The 12901-nt window shown below is 66.3% G+C and carries 10 protein-coding genes; 7 read left to right on the forward strand and 3 right to left on the reverse strand.

What is annotated here, in order from left to right; all coding sequences use genetic code 11:
* Nucleotides 1–16 precede the first annotated feature (16 nt).
* Nucleotides 17–847: a type I methionyl aminopeptidase gene (gene map / locus CAP37_RS07745; protein ID WP_086123644.1), complete on the reverse strand. Its 831-nt coding sequence runs from the start codon at nt 845–847 to the stop codon at nt 17–19.
* A gap of 127 nt (nt 848–974) precedes the next feature.
* Between map and purL the strand changes: the two genes are divergently transcribed.
* Genes purL through CAP37_RS07760 form a run of 3 tightly spaced genes read left to right on the forward strand, consistent with a single transcriptional unit; the run spans nt 975 to nt 6820 of the window.
* Nucleotides 975–4997: a phosphoribosylformylglycinamidine synthase gene (purL, locus tag CAP37_RS07750; RefSeq protein WP_086123645.1), complete on the forward strand. Its 4023-nt coding sequence runs from the start codon at nt 975–977 to the stop codon at nt 4995–4997.
* Between the two features lies 1 nt (nt 4998).
* Nucleotides 4999–5817, forward strand: coding sequence for a phytanoyl-CoA dioxygenase family protein (locus CAP37_RS07755; RefSeq protein ID WP_086123646.1), 819 nt, complete (start codon nt 4999–5001; stop codon nt 5815–5817).
* 25 nt (nt 5818–5842) lie between these two features.
* The gene (locus CAP37_RS07760) at nt 5843–6820 is read left to right on the forward strand and encodes a DUF808 domain-containing protein (RefSeq protein ID WP_086123647.1); all 978 of its coding nucleotides are present in this window, start codon (nt 5843–5845) and stop codon (nt 6818–6820) included.
* Between the two features lie 3 nt (nt 6821–6823).
* On the opposite strand, the gene CAP37_RS07765 is transcribed toward CAP37_RS07760, so the two are convergent.
* Complete coding sequence (locus CAP37_RS07765) at nt 6824–8053, reverse strand: hypothetical protein (protein WP_143435901.1); 1230 nt, start codon at nt 8051–8053, stop codon at nt 6824–6826.
* 160 nt (nt 8054–8213) lie between these two features.
* Here CAP37_RS07765 and CAP37_RS21685 point away from each other — a divergent pair, with 160 nt between their 5' ends.
* The 4 genes from CAP37_RS21685 (at nt 8214) to CAP37_RS07785 (ending at nt 11967) form a co-directional block, all read left to right on the forward strand.
* Nucleotides 8214–9746 carry a toll/interleukin-1 receptor domain-containing protein gene (locus CAP37_RS21685; RefSeq protein WP_179190161.1) on the forward strand — a complete coding sequence of 511 codons (1533 nt, stop codon included), beginning with the start codon at nt 8214–8216 and terminating at the stop codon, nt 9744–9746.
* A gap of 99 nt (nt 9747–9845) precedes the next feature.
* On the forward strand, nt 9846–10403 hold the full coding sequence (locus CAP37_RS07775) for a hemerythrin domain-containing protein (RefSeq protein WP_086123649.1): 558 nt from the start codon (nt 9846–9848) through the stop codon (nt 10401–10403).
* A gap of 60 nt (nt 10404–10463) precedes the next feature.
* Nucleotides 10464–11213, forward strand: a complete 750-nt coding sequence (locus tag CAP37_RS07780) for an alpha/beta hydrolase family protein (protein ID WP_256926910.1) — start codon at nt 10464–10466, stop codon at nt 11211–11213.
* Between the two features lie 4 nt (nt 11214–11217).
* Nucleotides 11218–11967 carry a heparan-alpha-glucosaminide N-acetyltransferase gene (locus CAP37_RS07785; protein WP_179190162.1) on the forward strand — a complete coding sequence of 250 codons (750 nt, stop codon included), beginning with the start codon at nt 11218–11220 and terminating at the stop codon, nt 11965–11967.
* Nucleotides 11968–12072: 105 nt separating this feature from the next.
* On the opposite strand, the gene CAP37_RS07790 is transcribed toward CAP37_RS07785, so the two are convergent.
* Nucleotides 12073–12852: a peptidylprolyl isomerase gene (locus tag CAP37_RS07790; RefSeq protein WP_086123651.1), complete on the reverse strand. Its 780-nt coding sequence runs from the start codon at nt 12850–12852 to the stop codon at nt 12073–12075.
* Between the last annotated feature and the right edge of the window lie 49 nt (nt 12853–12901).

Raw genomic sequence — 12901 nt, forward strand, 5'->3', positions numbered from 1 at the left:
AACGGCGGTCATGGATTCAGGCGACCGCAGCTGCGGCCTGGGGTGCCACGAAGTCCGGCGCGGCCGGGCTGCCCGCGGACAGGGTGAGCACCTCATAGCCGGTTTCGGTGACCAGCACCGTGTGTTCCCATTGAGCCGACAGCGAGCGGTCGCGGGTGACGATGGTCCAGCCGTCGCCTTGTTCCTTGATGTCGCGCTTGCCGGCGTTGATCATGGGCTCGATGGTGAAGGTCATGCCCGGCTTGAGTTCTTCGAGCGTGCCCGGGCGGCCGTAATGCAGCACCTGCGGGTCTTCATGGAACTTCTGGCCGATGCCATGGCCGCAGAACTCTCGCACCACCGAAAAGCCGTTGCCCTCGGCAAAGGTCTGGATGGCGTGGCCGATGTCGCCCAGGCGGATGCCGGGGCGCACCATGACGATGCCTTTCCACATGGCCTCGAAGGTGACCTTGCTCAAACGGCGTGCCTGCACCGAGCAAGCGGCTTCGCCACCGAGCAGGAACATGCGGCTGTTGTCGCCAAACCAGCCGTCCTTGATAACGGTCACGTCGACGTTGAGGATGTCGCCCTTCTTGAGCGGCTTCTCGTTGGGAATGCCGTGGCACACCACGTGGTTGATGGAGGTGCACAGGTGGCCTGGGTAGGGCGGGTAGCCCTGCGGCTGGTAACCGATGGTGGCCGATACCGTGCCCTGCTGCTTCATGAATTCAGCCGCCAGCCGATCGATCTCGAGCGTGGTCACACCTGGCTGAATCAGCGGGGTGAGGTAGTCCAGCACTTCGGAAGCCAGGCGGCAGGCCGTGCGCATGCCCGCGATGCCGGCCTCGTCTTTGTAGGTGATGCTCATGGGGCGCGATTATCCCATCAGCCCTGCCGGGACGGGGCCTTCTGCGGCCAAGGCCACGGGGGCAGCCGGGTAAAATCCCCGGTTTTCCGCCCGGGCCCACCGGGTCAACGCACCTCAGGCTCCCAACGTGTCCCTGCACCTGCGCATTTTCGACGGCGGCGCTGCCATCAGCGGCTTCAAAGTCCAGCAAATCCTGCCCCGACTCGCGGGCATCTCCGACAAGATCACCAGCCTCTCGGCCCGCTTCGTGCACATCGCCGCCTTCGATGGCGAGCCCGATGCCGCAACGGTGCATCGGCTGGGTGAACTGCTCACTTACGGCGAGCCTTGCACCGAACACCATGTGGCCCTGGAAAAGGCGGGTGCACCGGCCCTGCTGGTGATGCCGCGCCTGGGCACGGTTTCTCCGTGGGCTTCCAAGGCCACCGACATTGCCCACAACTGTGGTCTAGGTCTGCATCGGGTGGAGCGGCTGGTCGAATACCGCATCGGCCTGAAGTCTGGCTTGCTCGGCAAGGCCAGCCTCTCGCCAGACCAGCTGCGCGCGGTGGCCGATCTGCTGCACGACCGCATGACGGAGAACGTCTCGCTCGACCGCAGCCAGGCGCAAGCGCTGTTTACCGAGCTGCACCCTTCGCCCATGGAACAGGTGGATTTGCTCGGGGGTGGTCGCTCGGCCCTGGAGCGTGCCAACACCGACTGGGGCCTGGCGCTGGCCGACGACGAAATCGACTACCTGGTGACCGCGTTCAACACCCTGAAGCGCAACCCGACCGACGTCGAGCTGATGATGTTTGCGCAGGCCAACAGCGAGCACTGCCGCCACAAGATTTTCAACGCACAGTTCACCATCGACGGCGTGGCGCAGGACAAGAGCCTGTTCGGCATGATCCGCCACACCCATCAGCTGGCACCGCAGCACACGGTGGTGGCGTACTCGGACAACGCGTCCATCATGGAAGGCAGCGTGGTGGAGCGCTTCGTGGCGCGCGCCGGCGGCGATGCCTCACCGGCCTATGCGGCCGAGACCGCCACGCACCACGTGCTGATGAAGGTGGAAACCCACAACCACCCGACCGCGATTTCCCCGTTCCCGGGCGCCTCCACCGGCGCGGGCGGCGAGATCCGCGATGAGGGCGCCACCGGGCGCGGCTCCAGGCCCAAGGCGGGCCTCACCGGTTTCACGGTGGGCAAGCTCTGGGGCGGTCTGTCAGATCAACCGGGCGGCAAGCCCGAGCACATCGCCAGCCCGCTGCAGATCATGACCGAGGGGCCGCTGGGCGGTGCGGCCTTTAACAACGAGTTCGGTCGACCCAACCTGTTGGGTTACTTCCGCGAGTACGAGCTGGCGGTGGACGGCGTGCAGCGCGGCTACCACAAGCCCATCATGATCGCGGGCGGTGTGGGCGTGATCGACGCCATCCAGACGCAAAAGATCGAATTTCCCGCCGGCTCGCTGCTGATCCAGCTCGGTGGCCCGGGCATGAAGATCGGCATGGGCGGCAGCGCGGCCAGCTCCATGGCCAGTGGCACCAACGCCGCCTCACTCGATTTCGATTCCGTGCAGCGCGGCAATCCCGAGATCGAGCGCCGCGCGCAGGAGGTCATCAACCACTGCTGGCAGCAGGGTGCCAACAACCCCATTCTGGCAATCCACGACGTGGGTGCCGGCGGCCTCTCCAACGCCTTCCCCGAACTGACGAACGACGCTGGCCGCGGTGCGCGTTTTGACTTGCGCGCGGTGCCGCTGGAAGAAAGCGGCCTGGCGCCCAAGGAAATCTGGTGCAACGAAAGTCAGGAGCGGTATGTGCTGGCGATCGCGCCCGAATCGCTGGGTGTCTTCACCGCCTTCTGCGAGCGCGAACGTTGCCCGTTTGCGGTGATTGGTGTGGCGACGGAAGAGCGCCAGCTGGTGCTGGAAGAAGTGGGGAGCGTGGGGGCGGCAGTCGACATGCCCATGAACGTGCTGCTGGGCAAACCGCCCAAAATGCACCGCGACGTGAAGTCCGTGGCACGCACACCCGCGCCGCTGGACCTCACCGGCGTCGACCTCCAGAAGGCCGTGATTGATGTGCTGAGCCACCCCACGGTGGCCTCCAAGCGCTTCCTCATCACCATCGGCGACCGCACGGTGGGCGGGCTCTCGCACCGCGACCAGATGGTCGGACCCTGGCAAGTGCCGGTGGCCGACTGCGCTGTGACCCTTGCCGATTTCAAGGGCTTCGCAGGCGAGGCCATGAGCATGGGCGAGCGCACGCCGCTGGCAGCACTCGACGCTGCTGCCTCGGGCCGCATGGCGGTGGCCGAAGCCATCACCAACCTGCTCGCAGCACCCATCGAACTGCCGCGTGTGAAGCTCTCCGCCAACTGGATGGCCGCCTGCGGCGAACCGGGTGAAGACGCAGCCCTGTATGAAACCGTGAAGGCCGTGGGCATGGAACTCTGCCCGGCTCTGGGCATTTCCATCCCCGTGGGGAAGGACAGCCTGTCCATGCGCACGCAATGGAAAGAGGGCAATGACACCAAGAAGGTGACCTCGCCGGTGAGCCTCATCGTGAGCGCTTTTGCTACGCTGGCCGACGTGCGCGGCACGCTCACGCCGCAGCTGAACAACACCCTGGAAGACACCACCCTGGTGCTGGTCGACCTCGGCAAAGGCCGCCACCGCATGGGTGGCAGTGTGCTGGCGCAGGTGCTGGGTCTGGCGGGCGGTGAAGTACCCGACCTCGACGACCCACAGGACCTGATCAACCTCGTCAACGCCGTGAACGCCTTGAGGGCCGAGGGCAAGCTGCTGGCCTACCACGATCGAAGCGATGGCGGCCTGCTGGCCGCCGCGGCTGAAATGGCGTTTGCCGGCCATGTCGGCGTGGCGCTCAACGTCGACCTGCTTGTGACCGAGGGCGACGGCATCAGCGACAGCCGCGCCGAGATGGGCGATGCAAAGAACTGGGCGGGACAGGTGAGCGCGCGGCGCGAGGAACTCACGCTCAAGGCGCTGTTCAGCGAAGAGCTGGGCGTCGTGCTGCAGGTCGCCACCAGTGAACGCAACGCCGTGATGCAGACGCTGCGCGAGCACGGCCTGTCGAAGCACAGCCATTTCATTGGCAAGACGCGCCCGGCTTCGTCGACCATCGACGCGGGCAAGGGCGAGCTGCAGGTCTGGCGCGACGCCAAGTCCGTGTTCTCGGCCAGCCTGTTCGACCTGCACCAGGTCTGGGACAGCGTGAGCTGGAAGATCAACCAGCAGCGCGACAACCCGGCATGTGCCGATGCCGAGCACGCAGCGGCGGGTCGTCCTGAAGATCCGGGCCTTCACTTCTTCCTCCCTCGCCCGTTGGAAGAGGGAAGGAGCGAGGGCCTCCCTGCGCCGGCGCTTTTGCTCTCCCGCCCCAAAGTGGCCATCCTGCGCGAGCAGGGTGTGAATTCCCACGTGGAAATGGCCTATGCCTTTACGCAAGCGGGCTTCGAGGCCTTCGATGTGCACATGACCGATCTGCAGGCCGGCCGTGCCAATCTGGCCGACTTCAAGGGCGTGGTTGCGTGCGGCGGCTTCAGCTACGGCGACACCCTGGGCGCCGGCATCGGCTGGGCGCGAAGCATCACTTTCAACCCGGCGCTGTCGGATCAGTTCCGGCGTTTCTTCGCCCGCACCGACACCTTCGGCCTCGGCGTGTGCAATGGCTGCCAGATGTTCGCCGAACTGGCCGACATCATTCCTGGTGCCGAGGCCTGGCCGCGCTTCACCACCAACCAGAGTGAACGCTTCGAAGCGCGACTTTCGCTGGTGGAAGTGCTGGAATCACCGAGCCTCTTTTTCCAGGGCATGGCGGGCACCCGCATGCCGATCGCCGTGGCGCATGGCGAGGGTTACGCCAACTTTCACCACAGGGGCGACCCGGCCAGAGCCATCGGCGCCATGCGCTTTGTGGACCACCACGGTGCTGCGACCGAGGCCTATCCGTTCAACCCCAACGGCAGCCCCGGCGGACTGACGGCAGTCACCACGGCGGATGGCCGTTTCACTGCGTTGATGCCGCACCCTGAACGCGTGTTCCGGAACATCCAGATGAGCTGGACCGATCAGGATGCGGCCGCCCACAGCGGGTGGATGCGGCTGTGGCACAACGCGCGCAAATGGATCGGCTGACATGGCTCGCGAGCAGGCACTCGACGCGGCCGCGGTGCAGGCCTATGCACGCGACGGCGCGGTCGTGCTGCGCGGGGTGTTCAATGAACGCGAACTCGCCTTACTGGAAGAGGGCATCGAGCACAACCTCGCCAACTTGAGTTCACTGGCGCTTGTGGCCAGTGAGCCCGACGATCCTGGCCGGTTCGTCGAGGACTTCTGCACCTGGCAGAGCAACCCGGCCTACCGCGAGATTCTTCAGCACTCGGCGCTGCCGCACCTGGCCTCGCAACTGATGCAAAGCCGCGAGGCGCGCCTGTACCACGACCATCTTCTGGTGAAGGAACCGGGTACGCGCCAGCCCACGCCCTGGCATCAGGACCAGCCGTACTACAACGTGAGTGGCCGCCAGAACGTGAGCTTCTGGATTCCGGTGGACCCCGTGCCGCTGGAAAGCACCCTGCGCTTCGTGGCGGGTTCGCATGCAGGCACCTGGTACATGCCGCGCACTTTCCGGGACCAGCAGGCAAAGTGGTTTCCCGAAGGCGCGCTCGCCGAGCTGCCGGCCATCGACGCCCGCCGCGAGGAATTCCGCCAGCTTGCCTGGGCGCTGGAGCCAGGCGATTGCGTGGCTTTCCACATGCTCAGCCTGCACGCGTCCAGTGGTGTGGGCCCGAGTCGTCGGCGTCGCGTATTCTCCGCCCGGTACCTCGGGGACGATGCGCGCCATGCGCCGCGGCCCTGGCGCACGTCGCCGCCGTTTCCCGGTCTCTCGGAACGCCTGGCTGATGGCGCCGTGCTTGACGATCCACTTTTCCCCCTGGTCTGGCCTTTGTGCTGACCTTCACCCAACCAGGACCACCACCATGGCCGGAACCAGTCTGCTTGCCCTGATCGACGACATCGCCACGCTGCTTGACGATGTGGCCGTGATGACGAAGGTCGCTGCACGTCAGGGTCTTTCGGCGGCCGACGACGTGGCCGCCATGACCCAGATGGCGGCCAAGAAAACCGCTGGCGTGCTGGGCGACGATCTGGCGCTCAATGCCCAGCAGGTCACCGGCGTGAAGGCCGACCGCGAGCTGCCCGTGGTGTGGGCGGTGGCCAAGGGTTCGATGCTCAACAAGGCCATCCTGGTGCCTGCCGCGCTCGTCATCAGCGCTTTTGCGCCCTGGGCCATCACGCCGCTGCTCATGCTCGGCGGCCTGTTCCTTTGCTACGAGGGCGCCGAGAAACTCTGGCATGTTTTCGGGCCGCACAAGGCCGAGGACGACGCCCACCGGCGGGAACTGGTCGAGGCGGTGGCCAATGAAAATGTGGACCTGGTGGCTTTCGAGAAGGAAAAGATCAAGGGCGCTGTGCGCACCGATTTCATCCTCTCGGCAGAGATCATCGTGATCACCCTGGGCACCGTGGCGGCCGTCAGCATGGGCCAGCGCGTCGCCGTGCTGGTGGGCATCTCGCTGCTCATGACCGTGGGTGTTTACGGCCTCGTGGCGGGCATCGTGAAGCTCGATGACCTCGGCCTGTACCTCAACCAGCAGACCGCCGCCTGGAAGCGCGCCCTTGGGCGCGGCATCCTTGTTGCGGCCCCGTGGCTCATGAAGACGCTGTCCGTGCTCGGCACGGCTGCCATGTTCCTGGTGGGCGGTGGCATCCTGGTGCACGGCATACCTGCCGTGGGCCACGGCATCGAGGAATTCGCGGCCACGCTGGGCTGGGTCGGCCCGGTGATCTCCAGCCTGGCGGGGGCGCTGGCAGGCTTGGTGGCTGGTGCGGTGGTGGTGGTCGTGATCAGCTTGCTGGGGCGCCTGCGCGGCAACAAGCCATCGCCCAGCGCCTGAGCGTCAAAGCGCGAGTCCTTTCATGCGCAGCGGCGGTGGGCCGGCTTTGGCGTGCTTCGCCACCGGGCGACCTGTGCCCCAGGCCGCGGCGCCAGGGCCGTGTTGCACGAGGCGTGCCGTTGCTGCGGCCCCGGCATCCGGGGCACCAGCGGCGCTCGTGCCCATGCCTGCCGCCTGGCCCAGCGCCTGCCCCCCCACGAGCAAGGCTGCGTTCAGCGCAGTTTGTTTCAGGCCATGGTGCGGATGCACGGCCTTTCGCAATTCGCCCGGCAGCTCCCTGCCCAGCAGCTTCACGAACTGGCGCATGTCGTCCACCACCAGGCCGGCTGTGGAGCGATGGCGCAAGCGGTGCATGTTTTCCAGCATCGTCACTGGATTCCATTCGATGCTGCCCGCCGGGCCCTTGCCGCCCGAGAGACCCAGCATTCGGGCAGGTGCGCGCGTGATCAGGGCTTCCTGAATCGCTACCCGCACACCGACGCCGCCCAGCGCGACAGCCGGCGCCGCCAGCAAACCAACGCCGCCCCAGATTGCCGTGGTGGCCAGGCCGGATGCCAGGCCCACTGAAGTAATGGCCTGTGTGGCGGTCACCGGCAGGTTCGCCGCCAGCGTGCCTGACGCGTAGGCCAATGAGTTCATTGCACGGCATTTACCGGGTGCCCTGCTCACGCGTTCGGTGAACTCGGCCCCTTTGCGGTGGCGCGCTTCCACCGCGTACATCGCGGTGGATAGCACCGCCGCAGCGGGAGCCACAGCGGCGGCGCCCACCACGGCGCCCACTGGTGCGCCGACCAACGCCCCCACACCGCCAGCTGCCGCACCCACAAAAGCGCCCGCCAGCGCACCTGCGCCTGCGGCTAGAGCCACGGGCAGCGTGGTGGACAAGCTCACCATGCCAGACCTGGCAAAACGGCACAGACCATCGACCCGCCTGGCCTTGGCAACCAGTTGGGGCAGCTCTCCCGGCTGGTAGCCGTCGCGGGCAAGCTGATCCGTAAGGTCCGCAGCGACCCGGCCCAGCACAAAGGGCGCCGCAGCGGGTGCAACGCCGAACGCCTTCGCGGTAGACCGTCCGAGGCATCCCACGACGTCACCCCGCAAGGCGTTCGATCGAGCGAAGAGGAGCGCTGCGGGTGATGCAGCGGGCGCGGCGTCAGGCCAGCGCGACCAGGCAACGGGATGGGCAGCCGGCCGCAGAAACACATGGGCAGGATGCTGAAGAACGAGGGGCATCGGGACACGGGAAGCGAGGAATACCTGCGACCTTACGGGCCGCCGGTGACATCCTCATGACGGGGGATGTCCGTCCCGCAAACACACGCCGCGCACCGCGCACAGGCCTAGAATGACCCAGCGCCTTTCGGGGCGCGTCATTCCCGGGGGGCCTCGCTGCATGGACGGGATCTTCATCAGTTATCGGCGTGACGATTCGGCGGGCTATGCCGGTCGCCTCTACGACCGCCTGGCCGCACATTTCGGCGCGGGCCGTGTGTTCATGGACGTCGAAGGCATCGAGCCCGGCACAGACTTCGTCACGGCGATCGAGAACGCTGTGGGTTCCTGCCGCGTGCTCATCGTCGTGATTGGCGATGAGTGGCTGAACACCACCGACGCGGCCGGACGCCGCCGCCTTGACGACCCAAACGACTTCATCCGGCTCGAAACCGCCATTGCGCTCAAGCGCAACATTCGCGTGGTGCCTGTGCTCGTGGGCGGAGCGCTCATGCCACGCGCCGAGGATCTGCCCGAAGAACTGCGCCCGCTGGCGCGCCGTCAGGCGATCGAGGTAAGCCACAAGCAGTGGGAGGCTTCCACGGCTGAGCTCATCCGGGCACTGGACAGCCTGCTTCCAGGCGCAGGTGACCCCGTGGACCCACCCCTGCCACCGCCTGACGATTCATCGTGGCGGCGATGGCTGGCTGGCGCTGGCGTGGTTTTTGCCGTCATCGTTGCGGGTTGGTGGGGCCTGTCCGGGCCGGCTCGCGAGACCCACACCGAGGCGTCGTCCAGGCCCACCCTGAGTGCCGGTGCTCCTGCGCGGGAGGACACCCCGAGCCCCGCATCCACTTCCACACCTGCGGCTGCAGCCGTTGCCGCCAGGCCACCGCCGGTGGAAGTGGCGGCGGCGCCCACGTCGCCGGTGGATGCCACAAGAGCGCCAGCCCGCCCCACCACCATCACTCCCCCGGCGGCAACTGCCACGGCGCCTGCGCGTGTGGCGGTTGCCCCGCCTGCGCCCACGCCCAAGCCCCCGGCGCCGGCGCCGGCGCCGGCGCCGGCCATCGCGCCCCCGATCAGCACGCCACCGCGGGCCGCCGCCGCCCCCGATGCCGCCCGTGCACCCACGCCAGACAGCCGCCTGCCGCGAGCGGGCGAGACCTGGACCTACACCACCAGCGGCAAATGGCCGACCAGTCCGAAGCGCACAGTGGTGATCGGCGTTCAGTCCGTCGCTGCGGGGCAGGTCACCGACACCCTGCGTGCCGATCCCTCGGCCGGGGTGCCTGCCGAGGTTCGCAACCCGCCCGCCGGCGCGCCCGGTTTCGTCAACTGGAGCCTCCTGGGCAACGAATTCAGTCCGTACCTCGGTGCCTTCACCGACCTCTCGGCACTGGGCACGCAACGCGGATTCACCACGCCCAGCGTGGATGGCCAATGGGGTCAGTGGTACTCCGAAGCCCGCGTGCTCGGGCAGGAGCCGGTCACCGTGCCGGCGGGCCGTTTCAATGCCTACAAGGTCGAGGTGTCGAGCAATCGCCAACCCAGTGGCGGTGCGGGATCGATGCAGGTTGAGCCGGTGCGAATTCACTACCTGATCTGGTACGCGCCTGAAGTCAAACGGTACGTCAAGATGCAGCGCCGCGTGATCGTGGCCTCGGGCGCCGAAAACGAAAAGGATCTGTTCGAGCTGGTGGCGCACCGCTGAGGCAGGTCTGCTTGACATGGGTCAATGCCATGTGCGCAGCACATCCTAGACTGGGGTCGAGTGCCGTGGAATGGCCCGGCATCCTGCGAGGAACCCAACATGATCACAACGCCTTCCGCGGCCAATACCCCCAACAACGCAGCCAATGCGCCCATCACCAACTTCACCGAGTGCCACGCGGGCATTCTGAGTCAACTGCGAATGCTGGACGAACTGCCGGGGCTGCTCGTTTCTGCCGTTCGTGCCCGGCAGGTCGCCAGAGAATCGCTGGCCTTCTTTCAAACTGCCATCTTTGAACATCACGCGGAGGAAGAGCGTGACCTTTTCCCGGCAGTGCTGGCCAGTGCACAGTCCGACGCCGAGCGTGACCTCGTGCGGACAGTGACCGATCGCCTCACGCTGGAGCACCGCGTACTCGAGGGGCTGTGGAAGTCGCTGGAAGAAGCGCTTAAACGGGCGTCCCACGGCCAGGACGCCGACCTGAATGGCCAGGACCTCTACCGGCTGGTCGAAAGTTATGCAGCGCATGCCAGCTTCGAGGAGTCCAAATTCCTGCCCCTGGCTGAGCTCATTCTTGGCCGCAACAGCAACCACATGGCGGCGCTGGGGTTGTCGCTGCACATGAGGCACGTTCAGGTTCGACCGGCCTACATCTGAGCAACCATCGTTCCGGGCAGGGCAGAATCTGGTGGTTCGATCGAACCACCGGAAAACGCCTTGAACGATTCACTGCCAACCACCCCCGCTTTCGTCCTCGTCCACGGTGCCTGGCATGGCGCGTGGTGCTGGCAGCGCGTGCTGCCGTTGCTTCGCGCCGCGGGCCCTCCGGCCCATGCCGTCACGCTCACCGGCCTGGGCGAGCGCGCCCACCTCCTGTCGGCCGAGATCGATCTGCACACCCACATCCAGGATGTGATGGGCCTCATCGATGCGGAAGAACTGCAAAGCGTGGTGCTCGTGGGCCACAGCTACGCGGGCATGGTCGTCACCGGTGTGGCCGACCGGCTGCAACGCGAGCGGCCGGGCACGCTCGCCCATCTGGTTTACCTCGATGCCGCCGTGCCATACCCCGGTGACAGCTGGAGCAGCCACCATTCGGCTGAAACGAAGCAGGCCCGCATTGACGCGTCGAAACCCAGCGGGGGGCTCAGTTTTCCACCGCCTGACGCCGCCATCTTTGGCCTTTCGGGTGCGGACCGCGACTGGGTGAACCGCCGCCAGACACCCCAGCCCTTCAGGCTCTACCAGCAGCCACTGGACTTTGATGGCGAGCGCGTGGCCGCCGCGCCGCGCACCTTCATCGACTGCACCTCGCCCGCCCTGGCCACCATTGCACCAGCGCGCCAGCGGGTGCGCAAGGAAGCCGGTTGGCAGGTGCTCGAAATGGCCACCGGCCACGACCCGATGGTGAGCGAACCCCATGCACTTGCCGAGCTGTTGCTGGGCATCCAGCGCACCAGTGCCTGAACCCATGACGCAGCGCCTGGATCGCATCGACCTGCTGCGCGCCGCGGCCATGCTGTGGATGACGGCATATCACTTCTGCTTCGACCTGAACTTTTTTGGCTTGCTGCGTGAAGACTTCTACCGCGATCCGTTCTGGACCTGGCAGCGCACGGCCATCGTGAGTTTGTTTCTGTTGACCGCCGGGCTTTCCCAGGCGGTGGCGCTGCACCAGGGGCAGCCCTGGGCGCGCTTCTGGCGGCGCTGGCTTCAGGTGGCGGGTGCGGCGCTTCTGGTATCGGCCGGCTCGCTGCTGGTGTTCCCCAAGAGCTTCATCTACTTCGGGGTGTTGCACGGCATTGCGGTCATGCTGATCGTGGCCCGAGTCACGGCCGGCTGGGGCGCCTGGCGCTGGCCGCTCGGTGCGTTGATGATCGCGCTGCCGTTTGCTGCACCTCCGGCCATGGCGGCCTGGCCGGCGCTGGAGGTGTTCAACTCCCCCTGGCTCAACTGGCTGGGATTCATGAACCGCAAGCCGATCACCGAAGACTACGTGCCGCTGTTGCCGTGGATGGGTGTGGTCTGGTGGGGCATGGCGGCAGGGCAATGGGCCCTGAAGCAGCAACCGGGGTGGCTGGGCGTGGCCGAGGGAGCGGCCACAGGTGCAAGACGCGCGCTGGTCACGCTGGGGCGCTGGAGCCTGTCTTACTACCTGGTGCACCAGCCGGTGTTGATGGGCTTGATCTGGTTGACGACAACCTTCTTGCGCGCGCCCTGAACGCGGCAGGAAGGAGAGGCCGGGCCAGCCGCCGGGCCGCCCCCAAGGCAGGCCCAGCCCCCTTGGGGGGCAGCGACCCGCGCAGCGGTGGAGCGTGGGGGTTGCTTACTGGATCTTGGCCTTGTCGCGCAGGCCTTGCTGGAAATCCTTCAGCTTCTGCTGCTGCATCTGCTGGGCGATCTGGGGCTTGATGTCATCGAACTTGGGCATTTCTGCCTGGCGAACATCGTCCACACGAATGATGTGCCAGCCAAACTGGCTTTTGACGGGCTCCTGCGTCATCTGGCCTTTTTCGAGCTTGACCATGGCTTCGGAGAACTCGGGCACGTAGCTGGCGGCGGCAGCCCAGTCAAGGTCACCACCGTTGGCGCCGGAGCCCGCGTCCTTGGATTGCTTCTTGGCGATCTCGTCGAATTTGCCGCCGGCCTTGAGCGACTTGATGATGGCCTTTGCCTCGTCTTCCTTTTCCACCAGGATGTGGCGGGCGCGGTATTCCTTGCCGCTGTTGGCCGCCACGAGCTGGTCGTATTCGGCCTTGAGGTCGGCGTCCGTCACGGGGTTCTTCTTCTGGAAGTCGGCGAAAAGGGCGCGGATCATAATGGTTTCACGCGCCAGCGCCATCTGGTTCTTGTATTCCTCACTCGAACCCACGCCGCGCTTCTGCGCTTCCTGCATGAAGATCTCGCGCAGCACCACTTCTTCCTTCAGCTGAGCGCGGATCGACTCGTCCACGGGCCGTCCAGATGCAGCGATCTGCTCGGCCAGCACGTTCAGACGCGCAACCGGCACGGGCTTGCCATTGACGATGGCCACGTTCTGGGCGGAGGCCAGCGTGGCGGTCGTGATCAGCACGGCCGCGGTCAGGGCCGACAGGGAAAATTTCATGGTGTTCCTCGGGTGAAAAAAAGGTTGGAGCTGTCCCGCGCACGGGGGT

The sequence above is a fragment of the Hydrogenophaga sp. IBVHS1 genome (assembly GCF_002127265.1).
Lineage (GTDB): Bacteria > Pseudomonadota > Gammaproteobacteria > Burkholderiales > Burkholderiaceae_C > Hydrogenophaga.

Excerpts from the sequence above, each read along its gene's own strand:
- map (WP_086123644.1), bottom strand. The coding sequence starts at position 847 with ATGAGCATCACCTACAAAGACGAGGCCGGCATCGCGGGCATGCGCACG.
- CAP37_RS07755 (WP_086123646.1), top strand. The coding sequence starts at position 4,999 with ATGGCTCGCGAGCAGGCACTCGACGCGGCCGCGGTGCAGGCCTATGCA.
- CAP37_RS07760 (WP_086123647.1), top strand. The coding sequence starts at position 5,843 with ATGGCCGGAACCAGTCTGCTTGCCCTGATCGACGACATCGCCACGCTG.
- CAP37_RS07765 (WP_143435901.1), bottom strand. The coding sequence starts at position 8,053 with ATGCCCCTCGTTCTTCAGCATCCTGCCCATGTGTTTCTGCGGCCGGCT.
- CAP37_RS21685 (WP_179190161.1), top strand. The coding sequence starts at position 8,214 with ATGGACGGGATCTTCATCAGTTATCGGCGTGACGATTCGGCGGGCTAT.
- CAP37_RS07775 (WP_086123649.1), top strand. The coding sequence starts at position 9,846 with ATGATCACAACGCCTTCCGCGGCCAATACCCCCAACAACGCAGCCAAT.
- CAP37_RS07785 (WP_179190162.1), top strand. The coding sequence starts at position 11,218 with ATGACGCAGCGCCTGGATCGCATCGACCTGCTGCGCGCCGCGGCCATG.
- CAP37_RS07790 (WP_086123651.1), bottom strand. The coding sequence starts at position 12,852 with ATGAAATTTTCCCTGTCGGCCCTGACCGCGGCCGTGCTGATCACGACC.